The organism is Pantoea agglomerans, from assembly GCF_020149765.1.
Lineage (GTDB): Bacteria > Pseudomonadota > Gammaproteobacteria > Enterobacterales > Enterobacteriaceae > Pantoea > Pantoea alvi.
In genome coordinates, this window is the sequence record NZ_CP083809.1 from 728921 (window position 1) to 750707 (window position 21787).

The 21787-nt window shown below is 59.3% G+C and carries 20 protein-coding genes and 1 other RNA gene; 16 read left to right on the forward strand and 5 right to left on the reverse strand.

The window, feature by feature from the left end; all coding sequences use genetic code 11:
• Positions 1-84: 84 nt before the first annotated feature.
• Together speB and LB453_RS05995 are read left to right on the forward strand one after the other, a co-directional pair.
• Complete coding sequence (speB, locus tag LB453_RS05990; RefSeq protein WP_103794753.1) at positions 85-1008, forward strand: agmatinase; 924 nt, start codon at positions 85-87, stop codon at positions 1006-1008.
• An 8-nt stretch (positions 1009-1016) separates the two neighbouring features.
• Positions 1017-1481, forward strand: coding sequence for a YidB family protein (locus tag LB453_RS05995; protein WP_411970216.1), 465 nt, complete (start codon positions 1017-1019; stop codon positions 1479-1481).
• 37 nt (positions 1482-1518) lie between these two features.
• Here LB453_RS05995 and LB453_RS06000 read toward each other — a convergent pair whose 3' ends face one another.
• Complete coding sequence (locus LB453_RS06000) at positions 1519-2277, reverse strand: M48 family metallopeptidase (RefSeq protein WP_103794755.1); 759 nt, start codon at positions 2275-2277, stop codon at positions 1519-1521.
• Between the two features lie 273 nt (positions 2278-2550).
• Here LB453_RS06000 and tkt point away from each other — a divergent pair, with 273 nt between their 5' ends.
• The 7 genes from tkt to LB453_RS06035 all read left to right on the forward strand — a co-directional run bounded on the left by tkt (position 2551) and on the right by LB453_RS06035 (position 10986).
• Positions 2551-4548: a transketolase gene (gene tkt, locus LB453_RS06005; RefSeq protein WP_224481618.1), complete on the forward strand. Its 1998-nt coding sequence runs from the start codon at positions 2551-2553 to the stop codon at positions 4546-4548.
• A 299-nt stretch (positions 4549-4847) separates the two neighbouring features.
• Positions 4848-5867 carry an erythrose-4-phosphate dehydrogenase gene (gene epd / locus LB453_RS06010; RefSeq protein ID WP_103794757.1) on the forward strand — a complete coding sequence of 340 codons (1020 nt, stop codon included), beginning with the start codon at positions 4848-4850 and terminating at the stop codon, positions 5865-5867.
• A 51-nt stretch (positions 5868-5918) separates the two neighbouring features.
• A complete protein-coding gene (gene pgk / locus LB453_RS06015; protein ID WP_103794758.1) occupies positions 5919-7082 on the forward strand; it encodes a phosphoglycerate kinase in 1164 nt (387 codons plus the stop codon).
• Between the two features lie 105 nt (positions 7083-7187).
• Positions 7188-8267: a class II fructose-bisphosphate aldolase gene (gene fbaA, locus LB453_RS06020; protein WP_103794759.1), complete on the forward strand. Its 1080-nt coding sequence runs from the start codon at positions 7188-7190 to the stop codon at positions 8265-8267.
• Positions 8268-8475: 208 nt separating this feature from the next.
• Positions 8476-9354 (forward strand): small-conductance mechanosensitive channel MscS, encoded by an 879-nt coding sequence (mscS, locus tag LB453_RS06025; RefSeq protein WP_103794760.1) that lies wholly within the window; start codon positions 8476-8478, stop codon positions 9352-9354.
• Between the two features lie 124 nt (positions 9355-9478).
• Positions 9479-10108, forward strand: coding sequence for an arginine exporter ArgO (gene argO / locus LB453_RS06030; RefSeq protein WP_103794761.1), 630 nt, complete (start codon positions 9479-9481; stop codon positions 10106-10108).
• Between the two features lie 137 nt (positions 10109-10245).
• Positions 10246-10986, forward strand: a complete 741-nt coding sequence (locus LB453_RS06035) for an oxidative stress defense protein (RefSeq protein ID WP_103794762.1) — start codon at positions 10246-10248, stop codon at positions 10984-10986.
• A 142-nt stretch (positions 10987-11128) separates the two neighbouring features.
• On the opposite strand, the gene LB453_RS06040 is transcribed toward LB453_RS06035, so the two are convergent.
• On the reverse strand, positions 11129-12034 hold the full coding sequence (locus LB453_RS06040) for a LysR family transcriptional regulator ArgP (protein WP_103794763.1): 906 nt from the start codon (positions 12032-12034) through the stop codon (positions 11129-11131).
• Positions 12035-12241: 207 nt separating this feature from the next.
• Here LB453_RS06040 and rpiA point away from each other — a divergent pair, with 207 nt between their 5' ends.
• Together rpiA and serA are read left to right on the forward strand one after the other, a co-directional pair.
• Entirely contained in the window at positions 12242-12901 is a 660-nt protein-coding gene (gene rpiA, locus LB453_RS06045; protein ID WP_103794764.1) for a ribose-5-phosphate isomerase RpiA, read from the forward strand.
• Between the two features lie 280 nt (positions 12902-13181).
• Positions 13182-14420 (forward strand): phosphoglycerate dehydrogenase, encoded by a 1239-nt coding sequence (gene serA, locus LB453_RS06050; RefSeq protein ID WP_103794765.1) that lies wholly within the window; start codon positions 13182-13184, stop codon positions 14418-14420.
• Positions 14421-14495: 75 nt separating this feature from the next.
• On the opposite strand, the gene LB453_RS06055 is transcribed toward serA, so the two are convergent.
• From LB453_RS06055 to zapA, 3 genes are all read right to left on the reverse strand, one after another.
• Positions 14496-15089, reverse strand: a complete 594-nt coding sequence (locus LB453_RS06055) for a 5-formyltetrahydrofolate cyclo-ligase (protein WP_103794766.1) — start codon at positions 15087-15089, stop codon at positions 14496-14498.
• Between the two features lie 76 nt (positions 15090-15165).
• A non-coding RNA gene (gene ssrS, locus LB453_RS06060) (6S RNA) lies at positions 15166-15349 on the reverse strand.
• Between the two features lie 39 nt (positions 15350-15388).
• Positions 15389-15718, reverse strand: coding sequence for a cell division protein ZapA (gene zapA, locus LB453_RS06065; RefSeq protein WP_033752202.1), 330 nt, complete (start codon positions 15716-15718; stop codon positions 15389-15391).
• Between the two features lie 170 nt (positions 15719-15888).
• On the opposite strand from zapA, the gene LB453_RS06070 reads away from it, so the two are divergent.
• The 5 genes from LB453_RS06070 (at position 15889) to gcvT (ending at position 21768) form a co-directional block, all read left to right on the forward strand.
• Positions 15889-16467 (forward strand): YecA family protein, encoded by a 579-nt coding sequence (locus tag LB453_RS06070; protein WP_103794767.1) that lies wholly within the window; start codon positions 15889-15891, stop codon positions 16465-16467.
• Positions 16468-16517: 50 nt separating this feature from the next.
• A complete protein-coding gene (pepP, locus tag LB453_RS06075; protein WP_103794768.1) occupies positions 16518-17840 on the forward strand; it encodes a Xaa-Pro aminopeptidase in 1323 nt (440 codons plus the stop codon).
• Positions 17837-19015, forward strand: coding sequence for a 2-octaprenyl-6-methoxyphenyl hydroxylase (gene ubiH / locus LB453_RS06080; RefSeq protein WP_103794769.1), 1179 nt, complete (start codon positions 17837-17839; stop codon positions 19013-19015). Before pepP ends, ubiH begins: the two co-directional genes overlap by 4 nt.
• A 13-nt stretch (positions 19016-19028) precedes the next feature.
• Positions 19029-20231: an FAD-dependent 2-octaprenylphenol hydroxylase gene (ubiI, locus tag LB453_RS06085; RefSeq protein ID WP_103794770.1), complete on the forward strand. Its 1203-nt coding sequence runs from the start codon at positions 19029-19031 to the stop codon at positions 20229-20231.
• 442 nt (positions 20232-20673) lie between these two features.
• Entirely contained in the window at positions 20674-21768 is a 1095-nt protein-coding gene (gcvT, locus tag LB453_RS06090; RefSeq protein WP_103794771.1) for a glycine cleavage system aminomethyltransferase GcvT, read from the forward strand.
• The last annotated feature ends 19 nt before the right edge of the window (positions 21769-21787 follow it).

A 21787-nucleotide genomic window follows, 5' to 3' on the forward strand; every position in this document is an offset into this window, starting at 1 on the left:
TCGGGCTTAACGACGCGGAGGGGATTTTTTTTATCTGGTCTTTATTACCTGTAACTTAACGCCATGCGGCAGTGAGGATGATTTATGTATAACACCCTGGGCAATCAGTACGACAATTCGCTGGTTTCAAACGCCTTCGGCTTCATGCGTTTTCCAGTCAACTTCCAGCCCTACGACAGCGACGCCGAGTGGGTCATCACCGGCGTGCCTTTCGACGCCGCGACCTCTGGCCGTCCGGGCAGCCGTCTGGGACCGGGCGCGATCCGTCAGATCTCCACCAACCTCGCCTGGGAAGGGTGCCGCTGGCCCTGGACCTTCGATCTGCGTCAGCGTCTTAACGTTGTGGACTGCGGCGATCTGGTTTACGCCTTCGGCGATTCGCAGGATCTCTCTGACAAGCTGCAGGCGCACGCGGAAAAACTGCTGGCGAACGGCAAGCGCATGCTGACCTTTGGCGGCGATCACTACGTCACGCTGCCGCTGCTGCGCGCCCACGCGAAGCATTTCGGCAAGCTGGCGCTGGTGCATTTTGACGCCCACACCGATACTTACTCTAACGGCCCGACGTTCGATCACGGCACCATGTTCTATACCGCGCCGCAAGAGGGGCTGATCGATCCGCAGCGCTCGGTGCAGATCGGCATCCGTACCGAGTTCGACAAGAGCCTCGGCTTTAACGTGCTCGATGCGGCGCAGGTCAACGATCGCAGCGTCGACGATATCCTGGCGGAAGTGAAGCGCACCGTCGGCGATATGCCGGTCTACCTGACTTTTGATATCGACTGTCTGGATCCGGCGCACGCGCCCGGCACCGGCACGCCGGTAATCGGCGGGCTTACCACCGACAAGGCGACCAAACTGGTGCGCGGCCTGCAGGGGCTAAACATTGTCGGCATGGATCTGGTGGAGGTGGCCCCCGGCTACGATCACGCCGATCTTACCTCGCTGGCCGCCGCGACGCTGGCGCTCGATATGCTGCACGTACAGGCGGCGAACAAAGGCGAATAATCCCTTCGATCCGGGCGCGCGCGCGCCCGGTTTTAACCGTAACGGAGAGCATAATGGGCTTACTTGATGAATTAGTCGGTGCCTTAGGCAACGGCAACGGCAACGGCAACGGGCGCAATACCTTAGGCGAACTGCAGGCGGTCTGGAACTGGGTGCAGGAGCAGGGCGGGGTTCAGGTGCTGCTGCAGAAGTTCCAGCAGGGCGGCCTGGGCGAAATCTTAAGCTCCTGGATCGGCACCGGCAGCAACCAGTCGGTCAGCGGCGGTCAGCTGCAGTCGGCGTTTGGCGAAGAGGCGATGCAGTCGCTGGCGCAGAAGCTGGGCACTGACGTGAACGGCGCCTCCGGCAGGCTGGCGGAGCTGCTGCCGCACCTGATTGACCGCATGTCGCCGCAGGGCCAGATGGACGATCAATCCCTGCACGACAAGCAGCGCGATCTGGGATCGATGGTCGATCAGCTTTTTAAGCGATAGCCTGAAGGCGCGCCGCCGCAGGGCGGCGCGCACTCGCTTATTTTCCGGCGTCCGCCGCGATGCGTTCGCGAATATGCTGCGCGCGCGCTGCGGAGTCGGGATGCGAATCAAACAGGCTGCTCTGCTGGCCCTGCTGCATTTTCGCCAGCTTCTCAAAGCTGGTCGCCAGCCCCATCGGATCGATACCGCGTTTCTTCAGGAGATCGTAGGAGTAGTCATCCGCCTGCGATTCCTGCGTTTGTGAGAACTGCGCGTTGACCAGCTTCTCGCCCAGATCCCCCAGCTGCGACTGCGACAGCGAGCCGATTACGCCGCCGACCGACGCGGCCGCAGTGCGTGCCGCCGTGGTGCCAAAGGCAACCTGCATCGCCTTGCGCGTGTGGCCCAGCGCGACGTGGCCCATCTCATGCCCCAGCACGCCTTCAACCTCCTTATCATCCATCATATCCATCAGGCCGCTATAGACGCGGATGCAGCCGTTGGCCATCGCCCAGGCGTTAACATCTTTGGTGATGTAGACGCGGTAGTTGGCGGGCGTGCCGTTGATGTTGTCGCCCAGCGCGGCGGCGATTTTGTTCAGGCGCTGCTGGTAAGTGCTGTCAGCTGGCGCGAGCTGGTTCTCTTTATCCATCTGCGCGCAGGATTGATCGCTGAGCTGCTTTACCTGGGCGTCGTTGAGGGTATAGGCCTGAAAAGCCTGCGCGCCCGACTGCAGCAGCGCGTTATTGTCCATGCCCTGGCAGCCGCTGAGCAGCGCCGCGAGAGTGATTGCCATGATGCCTGTCTTGATCGTCATGCGTACATCCTGTCAGTAACAAGGTAAGAAAAGCAGGTATCTGAAAAAGGGTCAGATACGGTAAAGAGTGGGTTATAGCCTGTCATTGGCCTCTTCGCTAGCAGACATTGCCGTAAATGCCAGACGGAGCGGCGACATTTAGCACGGCGCGGCATGTACTTTTGCCCCGATTTTCATGTACATTGATGAGCGACTTTTTCCTTGTTTTGCCCGATAAATCATTAATAACAATGAGTTAAATAGGCGAATCATTAATCCGACCTGGAGTAGAAAATGCCCTCTCGTAAAGAGCTTGCCAACGCCATTCGTGCGTTAAGTATGGACGCAGTACAGAAAGCCAAATCGGGACATCCGGGGGCCCCGATGGGTATGGCAGATATTGCCGAGGTGCTGTGGCGCGGCTACCTGAACCATAACCCGACCAACCCGCTGTGGGCAGATCGCGACCGCTTCGTGCTGTCAAACGGTCACGGCTCAATGCTGATTTACAGCCTGCTGCACCTCACCGGCTACGATCTGCCGCTGAGCGAGCTGCAGAATTTCCGCCAGCTGCATTCAAAAACTCCAGGTCACCCGGAATACGGCTACACCCCAGGCGTGGAAACCACTACCGGCCCGCTGGGCCAGGGCATCGCCAACGCGGTTGGCTTCGCCATCGCTGAGCGTACGCTGGCGGCGCAGTTTAACCGTCCGGGCCACGATATCGTCGATCACAACACCTATGTGTTTATGGGCGACGGCTGCATGATGGAAGGCATCTCGCACGAAGTCTGCTCGCTGGCGGGCACCCTGAAGCTGGGCAAACTGGTCGCTTTCTATGACGACAACGGCATCTCTATCGACGGCCATATCGACGGCTGGTTTACCGACGACACCGCGAAGCGCTTTGAAGCCTACGGCTGGCACGTGGTGCGCGGCGTAGATGGCCACGACGCGGCGGCTATCGCGAAGGCGATCGACGAAGCGAAAGCGGTAAGCGACAAGCCTTCACTGCTGATGTGCAAAACCGTTATCGGCTTCGGCTCGCCGAACAAGGCTGGCACCCATGACTCGCACGGCGCACCGCTGGGCGATGACGAAGTGGCGCTGACCCGCAAACAGCTGGGCTGGGCGCACGCGCCGTTTGTGATCCCGTCAGAAATCTACGCCGAGTGGGACGCGAAAGAAGCCGGTCAGGCAAAAGAGGCGAAGTGGGACGAGAAATTCGCCGCCTACGCGCAGGCTTTCCCGGAGCTGGCTGCCGAGTTTAAACGTCGTGTCAGCAACGAGCTGCCGGCTAACTGGCAGGAAGAGTCGCAGAAGTTTATCGAACAGCTGCAGGCGAACCCGGCGAAAATCGCCAGCCGTAAAGCCTCGCAGAACGCTATCGAAGCGTTCGGCAAGCTGCTGCCGGAATATCTGGGCGGCTCCGCCGACCTGGCGCCGAGCAACCTGACCATGTGGTCCGGCTCTAAGCCGATCAACGTCGACGCGGCGGGTAACTATATCCACTACGGCGTGCGTGAGTTCGGTATGACCGCCATCGCTAACGGTATTGCGCTGCACGGCGGCTTCCTGCCTTACACCGCGACCTTCCTGATGTTCGTGGAATATGCGCGCAACGCGGCGCGTATGGCAGCGCTGATGAAGATCCGTCAGATTATGGTCTACACCCACGACTCTATCGGTCTCGGCGAAGATGGCCCGACGCACCAGCCGGTCGAGCAGCTGGCCAGCCTGCGCACCACGCCGAACATGAGCACCTGGCGTCCGTGTGACCAGGTTGAGTCAGCGGTGGCGTGGAAATACGCTATCGAGCGTAAAGATGGCCCGAGCGCGCTGATCTTCTCTCGCCAGAACCTGGCGCAGCAGGATCGCACCCCTGAGCAGCTGGCGAACATCGCGCGCGGTGGTTATATCCTGAAGGATTGCGACGGCCAGCCGGAGCTGATCCTGATCGCCACCGGTTCTGAAGTTGAGCTGGCGGTTGCCGCTTACGACAAACTGAGCAGCGAAGGCGTGAAGGCGCGCGTGGTTTCCATGCCTTCTACCGACGCGTTCGACAAGCAGGATGCCGCCTACCGCGAAGCGGTGCTGCCGAAAGCGATCGGCGCGCGCGTTGCTATCGAAGCGGGCATCGCCGACTACTGGCAGAAATATACCGGCCTGCACGGCGCGGTGGTCGGCATGACCACCTTCGGCGAATCGGCGCCGGCGGAGAAGCTGTTTGAGCTGTTCGGCTTTACCGTCGACAACGTGGTCGCGCAGGCGAAAGCGGTGCTGGCCTCCTGAGTTCATCGCGCAAAATGAGAAGGGGACGCCGCGAGGCGTCCCTTTTTTATGGCGGGCTTTATTATTCCTTCAGTAATCGCCGTCCCAGTGGCAAAAATGTGACGCAGATCCAATAATCAGCGGCGCATTTGATCGCAGTCATTCCCGTTATTCCTTCCATGCTTTATTGTAGCTGAACCGTTTCAGTCAGGCGTTTTTACGCAGTGATTTTGGCGCGGAGCCTGTGAAAATCTCCTGTACAAACCCGCGTGAAACGCTCAGGCTATCGGCACGTTTATTAGCAGGAAGTGGCAGAAAAGATGACCATTCGGGTGGCGATAAATGGCTTCGGCCGCATTGGGCGCAACGTGCTGCGCGCGCTTTATGAGACCGGGCGTCGCGCCGAAATTACCGTGGTGGCAATTAACGAACTGGCGGAGGCAGCCGGCATGGCGCATCTGCTCAAGTACGACACCAGCCACGGCCGCTTCGCCTTTGAGGTGCGTCAGGAGCGCGATCTGCTGTGGGTCGGCGACGATACCATCCGCATTCTGCATCACGCCGCTATCGACGCGCTGCCGTGGCGGGAGCTTAACGTCGACGTGGTGCTGGAGTGTACCGGCGTCTACGGCAGCCGGGCGGACGGCGAAGCGCATCTGCAGGCGGGGGCGAAGAAGGTGCTCTTCTCCCATCCAGGCGGCAGCGATCTCGACGCCACCGTGGTGTTCGGCGTCAACGAACAGGCTCTTAAACAAACTGACCGCATTGTTTCCAACGCTTCCTGCACCACCAACTGTATTATCCCGGTGATCAAACTGCTGGACGACGCCTTCGGCATCGAGTCGGGCACCGTAACCACTATCCACTCGGCGATGCACGATCAGCAGGTGATTGACGCCTATCACAGCGATCTGCGACGCACGCGCGCCGCCAGCCAGTCGATCATTCCGGTCGATACCAAACTGGCCGCCGGCATTACGCGTATTTTTCCGAAATTCAACGATCGCTTTGAAGCGATTGCGGTGCGCGTGCCTACCATCAACGTGACGGCCATCGATCTCAGCGTTTCCGTTCGCGAGGCGGTAACGGCCTGCGAGGTCAACGCGCTGCTGCAAAACGCGTCAGAAGGGGCATTTCGTGGTATAGTTGACTATACGGAATTACCGTTAGTCTCTGTAGATTTTAACCACGATCCGCACAGTGCCATTGTGGACGGCACGCAAACGCGGGTCAGCGGTCAGCGCCTGATCAAGACCCTGGTCTGGTGCGACAACGAATGGGGCTTTGCTAACCGAATGCTCGACACGACGTTAGCGATGGCCGCAAGCGGTTTCAGGTAAGGCGCGGTTTGCGCCTGGCAAAACTTATGAGAATCAACGAGAGGGTTCACCATGTCTGTAATTAAGATGTCCGATTTGGATCTGGCTGGTAAGCGCGTTCTGATCCGTGCCGATCTCAACGTACCAGTAAAAGAAGGGAAAGTGACGTCAGACGCACGTATCCGTGCCTCTCTGCCTACCATCGAATCGGCGTTGAAACAGGGCGCAAAAGTGATGGTCACCTCTCACCTGGGTCGTCCGACCGAAGGTGAATACAACGAAGAATTCTCCCTGCTGCCTGTTGTTAACTATCTGAAAGAGAAACTGAACGGCACTAACGTGACTCTGGCAAAAGATTACCTCGACGGCGTTGAAGTTGGCGCGGGCGAGCTGGTAGTGCTGGAAAACGTTCGCTTTAACAAAGGCGAGAAGAAAGACGACGAAGCGCTGGCGAAAAAATATGCCGCGCTGTGCGACGTGTTCGTGATGGATGCGTTCGGTACCGCGCACCGTGCGCAGGCCTCTACCCACGGCGTTGGCAAGTTCGCGCCGATCGCCTGTGCCGGTCCGCTGCTGTCAGCCGAGCTGGAAGCGCTGGGCAAAGTCATGAGCAACCCGGAGCGTCCGCTGGTGGCGGTGGTCGGCGGCTCAAAAGTCTCCACTAAATTCGACGTGCTGCAGTCGCTGGTGAAAATCGCTGACACCGTTATCGTCGGCGGCGGCATCGCCAACACCTTCGTCGCTATCGACAACAAGGTCGGCAAATCGCTCTACGAGCCAGACTTCGTTGAAGCGGCGAAAGGCCTGCGTGACCAGTACGGCATCCCTGTTCCGACCGATTCACGCGTTGGCACGGAATTCTCTGAAACTGCCCCGGCAACCGTGAAAAAGGTTTCCGAAGTGGCGGATAACGAAGAGATTATGGACTTCGGCGACGAAACCGCGCAGGCGATGGCGAAAGTGCTGAAAGAGGCGAAAACCATTCTGTGGAACGGCCCGGTCGGCGTATTCGAGTTCCCGAACTTCCGTAAGGGCACCGAGATCGTGGCGAACGCCATCGCAGACAGCGACGCGTTCTCTGTCGCAGGCGGCGGCGATACCCTGGCGGCTATCGACCTGTTCGGCATCGAAGACAAAATCTCTTACATCTCTACCGGCGGCGGCGCGTTCCTGGAGTTCGTCGAAGGCAAAAAACTGCCTGCGGTCGCGATGCTGGAAGAGCGTGCTAAGCAGTAATCCTTTGGGGGCGACGCCCTGGCGCGTCGCCTGAAGACTTGCCCCGTTGGGCGTTTAAAGCGCTGTCCCCGCAGGGGATAGTCGGTCACGAAACAGGACACAATCATGTCTAAAATTTTTGATTTCGTTAAACCCGGCGTTGTCACTGGTGATGACGTTCAGAAGATCTTCCAGGTAGCGAAAGAGAACAAATTCGCGCTGCCAGCGGTAAACTGCGTCGGCACTGACTCCATCAACGCCGTACTGGAAGCCGCTGCGAAAGTTAAAGCACCGGTTATCGTCCAGTTCTCTAACGGCGGCGCCGCGTTTATCGCCGGTAAAGGTTTTAAAACTGACAAGCCGCAGGGCGCAGCAATTTTCGGTGCGATCTCTGGCGCACACCACGTTCATCTGATGGCTGAGCAGTACGGCGTGCCGGTTATCCTGCACACCGACCACTGCGCGAAGAAACTGCTGCCGTGGATCGACGGCCTGCTGGACGCGGGCGAAGAACACTTCAAAAAAACCGGCAAACCGCTGTTCTCTTCTCACATGATTGACCTCTCTGAAGAGTCGCTGGAAGAGAACATCGAGATTTGTAGCAAATACCTGGCGCGCATGGACAAAATGGGCATGACGCTGGAGATCGAACTGGGTGTAACCGGTGGTGAAGAAGATGGCGTGGACAACAGCCACGTTGACGCTTCTGCCCTTTACAGCCAGCCGGAAGATGTGGACTACGCCTACACCGAGCTGAGCAAAATCAGCAAGCGCTTCACCATTGCTGCCTCTTTCGGTAACGTACACGGCGTCTACAAGCCGGGCAACGTTAAGCTGACCCCGACCATTCTGCGCGACTCGCAGAAATATGTGTGTGAAAAACATGGCCTGCCGCACAACGCGCTGGACTTCGTTTTCCACGGCGGTTCCGGTTCTTCTGCAGCAGAGATCGAAGAGTCTATCAGCTACGGCGTGATCAAGATGAACATCGATACCGACACGCAGTGGGCGACCTGGGACGGTATCCTGCAGTACTACAAAAAGAACGAAGAGTATCTGCAAGGCCAGCTCGGCAACCCGCAGGGTCCTGACAGCCCGAACAAGAAATACTACGATCCGCGCGTCTGGCTGCGTGCGGCGCAGGCCTCAATGGTCGTGCGCCTTGAGCAGGCTTTCAAAGAGCTGAACGCTATCGATCGTCTGTAATCCGCATCGCGGGTTTACAACGCGGGCCAGATCGTCGGATCTGGCCTTTTTTATGCCGTCATCCCGCTAATCCGCCTGAATTTGCAGCAAATTCAACGGGAATTTGGCATATCCCCCCAATGTTTATTACCCTTGTTATCTGGTTTGCCGGAATTTTCTGGCTGTGATTTGACTTTCCCGGCAGGGAATTCAACAACAGGGCTCTCAAATGGAAGACTTAAACGTCGTAGACGGCATTCATAACGCCGGTGGCTGGCTGGTGCGTAATCAGGCGTTAATCCTTAGCTACGCGGTCAATATCGTAGCGGCTATCGTGATTCTGATCCTGGGGATGATCGTGGCGCGCGTTATTTCCCGCGGCATTAACCGCGTGCTGGTCGCGCGTCATATCGACAAAACGGTCGCAGACTTTCTTTCCGCGCTGGTACGCTACGGCATTATTGCCTTTACGCTGATTGCGGCGCTGGGGCGCGTCGGTGTGCAGACGGCTTCGGTGATTGCCGTGCTGGGTGCCGCCGGTCTGGCGGTTGGTCTGGCGCTGCAGGGGTCGCTCTCTAACCTCGCGGCGGGCGTGCTGCTGGTGACCTTCCGTCCCTTCCGCGCAGGTGAGTTTGTCGATCTGGGCGGCGTCATGGGCACGGTGCTCAACGTACAGATTTTTTCAACCACGCTTAAAAGCGCAGACGGCAAAATTGTTGTGGTGCCGAACGGTAAAATCATTGCAGGCAATATCGTTAACTTTTCGCGCGAGCCGGTGCGCCGCAATGAGTTTATTATTGGCGTCGCCTACGAGGCGGATGTCGATGAGGTGATTGCGCTGCTGGACGAGGTGGTGAAAAGCGATCCGCGCGTACTGCAGGATATGGGCGTGCAGATCGGCCTTAACGAACTGGGCGCTTCATCGCTTAACTTTGTGGTGCGCTGCTGGAGCAACAGCGGTGACCTGCAAAACGTCTACTGGGATCTGCTGAAAAACTTCAAGCGCGCGCTGGATGCGAAGGGCATTGGTATCCCTTATCCGCAGATGGATGTTCATCTGCATCGCGTTATGCAGCCTGAAGCTGAGGCACAGGCACAGGCGCAGTAACGCTGGCGGGCGGCGTTCGCGCCGCCTGTATTACCCTCTCTAATGCCCGATTAAATTTTTGCATTTCCGCTAATAATCCCGCTTCTCTATACTGCCTGCATCTCACCGATGTAAGGAAAATCCCGTGTTATCCATATACTTACAAGGGCTCGCTCTTGGGGCTTCGCTTATTCTGCCGCTGGGGCCGCAAAATGCCTTCGTGATGAATCAGGGCGTTAAGCGTCAGTATCATCTGATGACGGCATCGCTCTGTACGCTGAGCGATATCGCCCTGATCTGCGGCGGTATTTTTGGCGGCAGCGCGCTGCTGCATCAGTCCCCGCTGCTGCTGATGCTGATTACCTGGGCTGGCGTCGCGTTTTTGCTGTGGTACGGCTGGAACGCGCTGCGCAGCGCTTTTCGCGGCGATATCGATGTGGCGAGCAGTCAGGCGCTCAGGCAGAGCCGCTGGCGGATTATCGCCACCCTGCTGGCGGTCACCTGGCTCAATCCCCATGTCTACATCGATACCTTTGTGGTGCTGGGCAGTCTGGGCGGCCAGCTCCCCACGCCGACGGCGCGCCGCTGGTTTGCGCTGGGCACCATTAGCGCATCGGTAATCTGGTTTTTTGGGCTGGCGCTGATGGCTGCCTGGCTGTCGCCTCGCCTGCGCACCGTCAGAGCGCAGCGGATTATCAATTTAGTTGTGGGTGGCGTGATGTGGATCATTGCCAGCCAGCTGGCGCTGCAGGGCCTGGCGCCGCTTATGAATTGAATCGTCCTAAATCGACAGAACAAGATAAGTAAAGCAGGAACTTTTTCGGTATAATATGCTCTTAGCAGTGCATACTATTTTGTTCAAGCCTGCGTCTTCTATGCCGCAGCAAAACAGAGATCTCAAGGAGGACTTTCGTGAAACTGAAAGCACTGGCGCTGGCCGCCATGACAGGCGCGTTAGCGCTGCCCTTAAGCGCACTGGCTGACGAATTGCCGAACGGCCCGCATGTCGTGACGTCCGGTCAGGCGACCGTTGATGCGCGCCCCGATATCGCCACGCTCTCTATTGTGGTCAACGTCTCCTCTAAAGACGCGGCGGACGCGAAAAAACAGGCCGACGACCGCGTGGCGCAATATTTCGATTTCCTGCAGAAAAACGGCATTGAGAAGAAAGATATCGATGCCGCTAACCTCAGCACGCAGCCGGAATATGACTACACCAAAGAGGGCAAGTCGGTGCTGAAAGGCTACCGCGCGGTGCGTCAGGTTCAGGTGACGCTGCGTCAGCTGGATAAGCTGAACGAGCTGCTGGACGGCGCGCTGAAAAGCGGCCTGAACGAGATCCGCTCGGTCGAGCTGGGCGTCACCAATCCTGAAAGCTATAAGGCGCAGGCGCGCAAGGCGGCGATTGATAACGCAACGCAGCAGGCTGCGGCGCTGGCCGAGGGCTTTAACGCGAAGCTCGGCCCGGTGTACAGCATTCGCTACCACGTAGCCAACTATCAGCCGATGCCGATGGCGCGCATGTATAAGGCGGCCGCGCCGGCTGCGGATACCTCAGCGCAGCAGACCTACGAGCAGCAGAGCATTCACTTTGACGATCAGGTGGATGTCGTCTTCGATATCAAACCGAATACGGCTGGCACGCAGCAGTAACAGAGAAGGGGCGCTAAGCGCCCCTTTTTTATTGCGATTATGCCGACGCGGGCAAGCTAACCCGAGCCAACGGCATCTTTGCCGGCTCCGCCCGCGCAAACAGGCCGCTCATCTCTGCACCCTGCTAAAGGCGCATACGAATTCAGGCCGCTAAATCATCCTGACGCAGCACGCGGTGGCCGTGTGAAATCAGCGCGTCGGTAACGCGGCGCATCAGGCGGCTCTCCGGCGCGAAGCGGTGCCAGTAGAGCATGCGGCGCTGGCAGAGACCCGGCGTTAAATCGAGCAGCTCGCCGCTTGCCAGCTCGCGCTCAATCTGCAGATGCGGGATCATACAGCAGGTCGATCCCTGGCGCGCCAGCTGCACAAAGGCTTCTGACGAGTTAACGATATGGCAGGGTACGCTGCCGGGCGACAGGTCGAAATTCTGCTGCAAAAAGGCCTGATGCATATCATCAAGGTGGTCAAAAGCAACCGCTGGTGCCTTCAGCAGCGCCGAGCGGGTCACGCCGTTCGGGAAGTAGCGTGCGGCGAACTCTGGCGAGGCGACGAACAGATAGTCGAGGGCGCCAAGCTGATCCACCAGGCAGCTCGGCAGCGGCTGCGGCTGAATACTGACCGCGCCCACGACTTCGCCGCGGCGCAGCCGCTCCTGGGTGCGGGTTTCATCTTCGACCTGCAAATTAAGGCGCACCGGCGAGTCCGCCAGCACATCTTTCAGGGCGGGCAGCAGCCAGGTCGCCAGACTGTCGGCGTTGACCGCCAGCGACAGCAGCAGCGGCGTGGTGCCGCCGTTCTCGTCGCTTAGCCACTCCTCTTCCAGCAGTTCCACCTGATGCAGCAGCGCCAGCAGCTTCTGTCCCTGCTCGGTCGGGCGCGGCGGCACGGTGCGCACCAGCAACGGCTGGCCGAACAGGTTTTCCAGCTGTTTGATACGCTGCGAGACGGCCGACTGCGTTATGCATAACTTCTGTGCGGCGCGCTCGAAGCCGCGTTCGCGAATCACTGCGTCCAGCGCCTGAAGCGTTCGATAATCGGGGCGTTTCATTGTTGTTCTCTCTCCTTCAGGGTGGACGATACTATGCCACAAAAAATTCATCTGACGCGCGTCAAAGGCGCTTTCCCTGCGCCGCGCGTCGCCTTTTTTGCGGGCTGGCTTCCAAAGCGATCACGCCAGCGGAAACAGCCGCGCACATTCGGCGAGGGTTGCTTTATACTACGCGCACTTCGTTGTCGCACAGGTTTTAAACATATCATGACCCAGGATGAACTGAAAAAAGCCGTAGGCTGGGCCGCACTGAAATATGTGCAGCCGGGTACTGTCGTCGGCGTCGGCACCGGTTCCACCGCCGCACACTTTATCGACGCGCTCGCCACCATGAAACAGCAGATTGAAGGCGCCGTCTCCAGCTCAGAAGCCTCAACGCTGAAGCTAAAGGCGCTCGGCATTCCGGTCTTCGATCTCAATGAGATTGACGATCTGGCGATCTACGTGGATGGCGCAGATGAGATCAACCCGCAGATGCAGATGATCAAAGGCGGCGGGGCGGCCCTGACGCGTGAGAAGATCGTCGCGGCCGTGGCGCGCAAGTTCATCTGCATCGCCGACGCCTCGAAAGAGGTGGACGTGCTGGGGCGTTTCCCGCTGCCGGTCGAGGTGATCCCGATGGCGCGCGCCTTTGTCGCCCGCGAGCTGGTTAAGCTCGGCGGCCTGCCGGAGTATCGCCAGCATGTTGTCACCGACAACGGCAATATCATTCTCGACGTGCATAACCTGACGATTCTCGATCCCGTCGAGCTGGAAAAAACCATCAACGCGCTGCCCGGTGTGGTCACCGTTGGGCTGTTTGCCACGCGCGGTGCCGATATTGCGCTGATCGGCACGCCGGATGGCGTAAAAACCATCGAAAAATGATCTGTCCGGCGCGCTAAACGCGCCGGTTATTTCCCTGCGCAAAACATCTTTTCTTCTGCTGCCTAAATTCGGTGACTTATGTCACATAACCGTCATCCGCAGCAGGTTCGTTCTTTGTTCGTGGTTCAGCTCCCGATTTTGTGCGGCAATGTGCTGGGCTCGGGCTTCCCCGTGCTGGCCGTCAGGCAATCGGTTGTATTGCCGCAGGCGTAAATTTTGATATTTTGACAGAAGGCGCGCTTATGGCGGCCATTGTTGAAATCACAATAGGGTCGGGGAAATGGCAAAGGTATCACTGGAAAAAGACAAGATTAAGTTCCTGCTGGTGGAAGGCGTCCACCAGAGCGCGCTGGAGAATCTGCGCGCAGCGGGTTACACCAACATCGAATTCCATAAAGGCGCACTGGATGACGAAGCGCTGAAAGCCTCCATTCGGGATGCGCACTTTATCGGCATCCGCTCCCGCACCCAGCTGACGGAAGAGATTTTCGCCGCGGCGGAAAAGCTGGTCGCCGTAGGCTGCTTCTGCATCGGCACCAATCAGGTCGATCTCAACGCTGCGGCGACGCGCGGCATTCCGGTATTCAACGCGCCATTCTCCAATACCCGCTCGGTCGCTGAACTGGTTATCGGCGAAATGCTGCTGATGCTGCGCGGCATTCCCGAGGCGAACGCCAAAGCACACCGCGGCATCTGGAACAAAAACGCCGTTGGCTCTTTTGAAGCGCGCGGCAAAAAGCTCGGCATTATCGGCTACGGTCATATCGGCATGCAGCTTGGCGTGCTGGCTGAAAGCCTCGGCATGCACGTCTTTTTCTACGATATTGAAAACAAACTGCCGCTGGGCAACGCCACGCAGGTGCGTCACCTTGCCGATCTGCTGAATATGAGCGACGTGGTGAGCCTGCACGTGCCGGAAACGCCTTCGACACAGGATATGATCGGCGCGCAGGAGCTGGCGCAGATGAAGAAGGGCGCGCTGTTGATCAACGCCTCGCGCGGCACCGTGGTCGATATTCCGGCGCTGTGCGACGCCCTGGCGAGCAAACATCTGGCCGGTGCCGCCATCGACGTCTTCCCGCTGGAGCCGGCAACCAACAGCGAACCTTTCAATTCGCCGCTGTGCGAGTTCGACAACGTGATCCTGACGCCGCATATCGGCGGATCTACCCAGGAAGCGCAGGAGAATATCGGGATTGAAGTGGCGGGCAAGCTGGCGAAATATTCCGATAACGGCTCAACGCTCTCGGCGGTCAACTTCCCGGAAGTATCGCTGCCGATGCACGGCGCCAGCGCCAGTCGTCTGCTGCACATCCATGAAAACCGTCCGGGCGTGCTGACGGCGATCAACCAGATCTTCGCCGAGCAGGGGATCAACATCGCCGCGCAGTTCCTGCAAACCTCGCCGATGATGGGTTACGTGGTGATCGATATCGATGCGTCGCAGGATCTGGCGGACAAAGCGCTGCAGCTGATGAAGGCGATTCCGGGCACCATTCGCGCCCGTCTGCTCTACTGATCCAGCTTTACCGAAAGCGGGCCGTCTGCTGTTGTCGCAGATGGCCCCGGCTGTTACTTCCCTGATTCACTTCTGCTATTCCCACTGCCACAGACGCGACGGCGTCAGCACGGCGGGCAAGGGCACATCCCACTCCTCGGCAGGCAAGCGCTCCACCCGCTGGCAGTCATGCGCTACGCCAACCGGTAAAAAGCCGTGCTGACGCCAGTTCTGCAGCGTACGGTCGTAAAAGCCGCCGCCCATGCCGAGCCGCTGACCGCTGTCGTCAAAGGCCACCAGCGGCACCAGCATCACATCCAGCCGATCCAGCGTAATCAGCTGGCGGATATCGAGCGGCGGTTCGGGGATGCGCAGCTTGTTCGGCGTCAGCGTCGTTTCCGGCGTATAGCGCAGAAACAGCAGATGGCCGGGGGCGAAAGGGTGCAGCACCGGCAGATAGACCTGCTTTTTCTGCTTCCAGAGCTTAGCGATAAGGGGGCGGGTGTTAAGCTCGCCATCCACTGATAAAAAGAGCGCGACATGGCGGGCGCTGGCGAGAGGCGCGAAGTTAACGGCGTGTTCCGCCAACAGATCGGCGGCCTGCTCCTGCTGTTCAGGCGTCAGGTCGCGGCGCAGGTGGCGCACATGCTGGCGAATATGGTGTCGATCAAGCAGAGAGGGCTGGGACACAGGAACCCCGTTGATATAGTCGCTGATTAAGCAACTATATCATTCACAACGGGGAAAGACAGATGCAGAACAGAAGGAGATCTCCGAGATGCCGCCGCAGGCTGTAACCCTTGAACCCTTGGTTCAAGGTGAATGTGCCGTCGCAACCATCAGGCTTCTCGGACGAACCGAGCATGCTCACAGGTTACAGAGCGCCACACTCTGTTGGTATGAAATATCGGCTCAGGGGACTGGCCCGCTTGCAAACATCTCAGAGAAAATGGACTTCACCGTTGCCGCTGCGCAGCAACCATAAAGTATTATTCGAACTTCGCACCCTGGCGGTCGGTTATGCGACCTTGCTCAACAAGAGCCTGTTCAATTGTCTGCTGCAGGATACGGATACGTTGTTCCATATTAGCAGCATAATCGCGCGTTTTCATTTTCTCTTGCGCCAGTTCGTGGCAAATGTTTAACGCGGCAATGAACACCAGTTGCTCGGTATTTGTGACTCTAGTGCGAACTTTTAAATCTTGCAACCGTTGATTGAGGTCATCGGCAGCCGCATTCAGCGCATCTTGCTGTTCAGGCGGACAATTCACTCTCAATGAACGACCAAAAATTTGTATATCTACTGGTTGTGCAGACATGCCACCTTCCTGACTGATTACTTCGCCCGCAGCTCCCTTCAGACTCAATGCTTTGGGAGGCGGGCAACTATATAGACCCGCGAAATAACTTACAACCCCTTTTCTGGAAACCTTGAGGCAGCTAGTGGTAGCATAACACGAACTTATTCTGCCAACGACGACGAATACTTATGTCTTTACAGAACGCAACCCCCGATTACAACGCGCTGGCTTCGGCGCTCTCTCAACAGGGCGTGGGGATGACGCCAGCAGAAATGCATGGCCTGCTTAGCGGCATTCTGTGCGGCGGCAATCAGGACGCCAGCTGGAAAACGCTGGTGCACGATCTGACCAATGAAGGCATGGCGTTCTCTCAGGGGCTGGCGCTGCCGCTTCAGGCGCTGCGCGACAGCACCGCCGATACGCTGGAAGAGGAAGGCTACCTGTTTCAGCTGATGCTGCCGGACGACGACGATATCAGCGTCTTCGACCGCGCCGACGCGCTGGCGGGCTGGGTTAACCACTTTCTGCTCGGCCTGGGCGTCACGCAGCCGAAGCTGGAGAAAGTCACCGGTGAAACCGGCGAAGCGATTGACGATCTGCGCACCATCGCCCAGCTCGGCTATGATGAAGATGAAGACCAGGAAGAGCTGGAGCAGTCGCTGGAAGAGGTGATTGAATATGTGCGCGTGGCGGCGCTGCTATGCCACGATACCTTCACGCGCCCGAAGCCTACCGCCCCCGAAGTGAAAAAACCGACGCTACACTAAGCCAGATATCTCAGGGCGCGAGCGCGCCCGTTTCTACAGGGAGTGCAAACATGATTTCTCTGGACAGGTTCCAGCAGCGTCGCCAGGCGCTACTGGCGAAAATGGCTCCCGGCAGCGCCGCCTTGATCTTTGCCGCGCCGGAGGTGACCCGCAGCAACGACAGCGAATATCCCTTCCGGCAGAACAGCGACTTCTGGTATTTCACCGGCTTCAACGAGCCGCAGGCGCTGCTGGTGCTGATAAAAAGCGACGAGACCCACAATCATAGCGTGCTGTTCAACCGCGTGCGGGACCTCACGGCGGAGATCTGGTTCGGCCGTCGGCTGGGTCAGGATGCCGCCCCTGAAAAGCTGGGGGTCGATCGCGCGCTGCCCTGGGAAGATATCGCCCAGCAGCTGCATCTGCTGTTGAACGGGCTGGACGTGGTCTATCACGCGCAGGGTGAATATGCGGAAGCGGATGCGCTGGTATTCGCGGCGCTGGATAAACTGCGCCGCGGCTTTCGCCAGAATTTCAGCGCGCCGGCGACCCTCACCGACTGGCGTCCCTGGGTGCATGAAATGCGTCTGTTCAAGGATGAAGAGGAGATAGCGCTCCTGCGCCGCGCCGGGCAAATCAGCGCGCTGGCGCATACCCGCGCCATGGAGGCGTGCCGTCCTGGCCTGTTCGAGTATCATCTGGAAGGCGAAATCCACTACGTCTTCAACCGCCACGGCGCGCGCTTTCCCTCCTATAACACCATCGTCGGCTCAGGCGAAAACGGCTGTATCCTCCACTACACCGAAAATGAGAGCGAGCTGCGCGACGGCGATCTGGTGCTGATTGACGCGGGCTGCGAATTCCACGGCTACGCCGGCGATATTACCCGCACCTTCCCGGTCAACGGCAAATTCAGCGCGCCCCAGCGCGCCATTTACGACATTGTGCTCGCCTCGCTTGAAAAAGCGCTGGCGCTCTTCCGTCCCGGCGTCAGCATTCGTGACGTTAATGAGGAGGTGGTGCGCATTATGGTCAGCGGCCTGGTGGAGCTGGGCATTCTGCAGGGCGACGTCGAAACGCTGATCGCCGAAGAGGCGCATCGCCAGTTCTTTATGCACGGCCTGAGCCACTGGCTGGGTCTCGACGTGCATGACGTCGGCCACTACGGCACCCCGTCGCGCGACCGCATTCTGGAGCCGGGGATGGTGCTGACCGTGGAGCCGGGGCTCTATATCGCACCGGATGCCGATGTGCCTGCGGCCTATCGCGGCATCGGCATTCGCATCGAAGATGACATCCTGATCACCGCAGCGGGCAATGAGAATCTCACCGACAGCGTGGTCAAGGACGCGGATGCAATCGAGGCGCTGATGGCAGCGGCGCGTCAGCCATGAGGGTTATTATCGCCGGAGGTGGCATGACCGGCGCGACGCTGGCGCTGGCCATTTCCCACCTTACGCAAGGGCAGCTGCCGGTCACGCTGATTGAGAACAGCGCGCCCGACAGCCGCGCCCATCCAGGGTATGACAGCCGCGCCATCGCGCTGGCCGCCGGCACCCGTCAGCAGCTGATCGATATCGATCTCTGGCGCAGCATTGAAAAGTACGCCACGCCGATTACCGATATCCACGTCTCCGATCGCGGCCATGCTGGCTTCGTCACGCTGGAGGCCGGAACCTATCAGATCCCGGCGCTCGGCTACGTCGTCGAGCTTTTTGCCGTAGGCCGGCAGCTGTTCGAGCGGCTGAAAAGCGCGCCGGGCGTAACGCTACGCTGTCCGGCGCGCGTTATCGACGCGCAGCGCAGCCAGGATAGCGTCCAGGTAACGCTGGAGGGGGGCGAACAGCTGGAGGGCGCGCTGCTGGTGGCCGCAGACGGCTCTCGCTCGCCGCTTGCTGCCTCGTTCGGCATTCAGTGGCAGCGCGAGGATTATCAGCAGCTGGCGACCATCGCCAACGTCTCTACGCAGCTGCCGCATCAGGGACGCGCCTTTGAGCGCTTCACCGAACATGGCCCGCTGGCGCTGCTGCCGATGTCGGACAATCGCCTGTCGCTGGTATGGTGTCATCCGCTCTCGGCGCGCGCAGAAGTAGAGCGCTGGAGCGACAGCGAATTTCTGGCGCAGCTGCAGCGCGCGTTTGGCTGGCGACTGGGGCGCTTTACCCAATGCGGCCAGCGCGAGAGCTATCCGCTGGCGCTGCAAAGCGCCGGGCAGCAGGTGTCGCATCGTCTGGCGCTGGTGGGCAACGCGGCGCAAACGCTGCACCCGATCGCCGGACAGGGCTTTAACCTCGGGCTGCGCGACGTTATGTCGCTGGCGGAAACCCTGGCGGCCGCGCATCGCCAGCAGCAGGATCCAGGCAGTTATGGGGTTCTGCATCGCTATCAGCAGCGCCGTCAGCCCGATCGCGCGGCGACGATCGGCATTACCGACGGGCTGGTGCGGCTGTTCGCTAACCGCTACGCGCCGCTGGTGGCGGGACGAAATCTGGGGCTGATGACGATGGATCATCTGCCGTGGCTGCGTAATCAACTGGCCGAGCGCACGCTTGGCTGGGTTAAGCGTTAACTAAGGGGCACCGATGCAAAGTTTTGATGTGGTTATCGCCGGCGGCGGCATGGTAGGACTGGCGGTCGCCTGCGGTTTGCAGGGCAGCGGGCTGCGCGTCGCCGTGCTGGAAAAAACGGCGGAGCCGCAGTTTGACGTCAGCGCGCCGCCGTCGGTGCGCGTGTCGGCGATCAACGCCGCCAGCGAGCGGCTGCTGCAGAAGCTGGACGTCTGGTCCGATATTCTGGCGCGGCGCGCCAGCGCCTATCACGGCATGGAGGTGTGGGATCGCGACAGTTTCGGCGCTATCAGCTTCAACGACGATCGGCAGGGGCTGACCCATCTGGGACATATTGTGGAAAACCCGGCGATCCACAGCGCGCTCTGGCAGCGCGCCAGCCGCTGCAGTGACGTGACGCTTATGGCACCCTCGCAGCTGCAGCAGGTGGCGTTCGGCGAAAACGAAGCCTTCGTCACCCTGGAGAATGGCGAGATGCTCACCGCGCGCCTGCTGATTGCCGCCGACGGCGCCAACTCCTGGCTGCGCAATAAAGCGGATATCCCCTTAACCTTCTGGGATTACGATCATCATGCGCTGGTGGCGAATATTCGCACCGAGCTGCCCCATGACGCGGTGGCGCGCCAGGTTTTCCACGGCGACGGCATTCTGGCATTTTTGCCGATGCAGGATCCGCACCTGAGCTCTATCGTCTGGTCGCTGTCGCCGCAGGAGGCGAGCCGTCTGGCGAGCATGCCGCAGGCGCTGTTTAATCAGCAGCTGGCAGTGGCGTTTGATATGCGCCTCGGCCTCTGCCATCTGGAGAGCGAGCGTAAATCCTTCCCGCTGATGGCGCGCTATGCTCGCAATTTCGCGGCGCACCGGCTGGCGCTGGTAGGCGACGCCGCGCATACCATCCACCCGCTGGCGGGGCAGGGCGTCAATCTCGGCTTTATGGACGCGGCGGAGCTGATTGGCGAAATCCGCCGCCTGCACCAGCAGGGCAAGGATATCGGCCAGCATCTCTATCTGCGTCGCTACGAGCGCAGCCGCAAACAGAGCGCGGCGCTGATGCTGGCGGGCATGCAGGGCTTTCGCGAGCTGTTTGCCGGTACCCATCCGGCGAAGAAGCTGCTGCGCGATCTGGGGCTGAAGCTGGCGGATACGCTGCCGGGCGTCAAACCCGCGATGCTGCGTCAGGCGATGGGGCTGCACGATATGCCCGCCTGGCTGCGCTAAGCCGCGCGCTGCGTTACCTGAGCCAGCCTTGCGCTGGCTTTTTTACGCCTTTTGGATCCCTTTGCACCAAAAAGGAGCGGGGCTGCACCCTGAGCGAGCCTCGTTTGATTTATTCTAATTTCACCCCCTTCATCGCATTAGTTTTAGTTATCCGATGTGCTGACCCGCCGGGCAGGTTGTTAACATTTTGCGCGCCATTGCTGATTATCTTGCTGCGCATAACGGTGATGCGCCTCTTTCCTGCGTGGCAAATCACAAAAACACAGTTAATTATGCTGTTGCCTTTGCGCACCCCTTAAAAGACATGCTTCAATTCGACCCTGTACAGCTTATGGTTAAATCGTCTTTTCAATGATAACGTCAGGGAAAAGAGAACGTTTGCGTCGGGCGCTCAGCAGGCTAACGCCCGCCCGAAACTTACCCGCTTCGCGACAGGATGGTTATGACTCAGCACACTCCGTTGTTTGAACAGCATCAGGCCTGCGGCGCCCGCATGGTGGACTTCCACGGCTGGATGATGCCGCTGCACTACGGCTCGCAAATAGACGAACACCACGCCGTGCGTCAGGACGCCGGCATGTTCGACGTTTCGCATATGACTATCGTCGATTTGCACGGCGCCCAGACGCGCGACTTTCTGCGGCATCTGCTGGCGAACGACGTTGCCCGCCTGACGCAGCCCGGCAAAGCGCTCTACACCGGCATGCTGAACGCCTCTGGTGGCGTCATCGACGATTTGATTGTTTACTTTATGACCGAAGACTTCTTTCGTCTTGTCGTCAACTCGGCAACGCGCGAGAAAGATCTGGCATGGATTGGCGAGCACGCTCAGGCCTATGGCGTGGCGCTGACCGAGCGCGACGATCTGGCGCTTATCGCCGTGCAGGGACCGCAGGCGCAGCAGAAGGCGCAGACGCTGTTTAGCGCGGCGCAGCGCGACGCGGTGGCCGGGATGAAGCCCTTTTTCGGCGTACAGGCCGGCGACCTGTTTATCGCCACCACCGGCTACACCGGCGAAGCGGGCTATGAAATTGCGCTGCCTGCCGCTGCGGCCGCCGATTTCTGGCAGGGGCTGCTGGCAGCGGGCGTAAAGCCAGCGGGACTGGGCGCGCGCGACACGCTGCGTCTGGAAGCGGGCATGAACCTTTACGGGCAAGAGATGGACGAAGGCGTCTCGCCGCTGGCGGCCAATATGGGCTGGACCATCTGCTGGGAGCCGGCCGATCGCGATTTTATCGGGCGCGAAGCGCTGGAGATGCAGCGTGAGAGAGGCACAGAAAAACTGGTTGGCCTGATCATGACGGAGAAAGGCGTGCTGCGCGGCGGCCAGCCGGTGCGCTTTACCGATGAGCAGGGCCAGCTGCAGCAGGGCGTTATCACCAGCGGCTCTTTTTCGCCGACGCTCGGCTACAGCATCGCGCTGGCGCGCGTGCCGGCCGGAATTGGCGAAAACGCTATCGTCGAGATCCGCCAGCGTGAACTGCCGGTAAAAGTAACCAAACCTGTTTTTGTACGCGGCGGCAAGCCGGTTCAGTAATCTATTTTCAGGAGAAAGG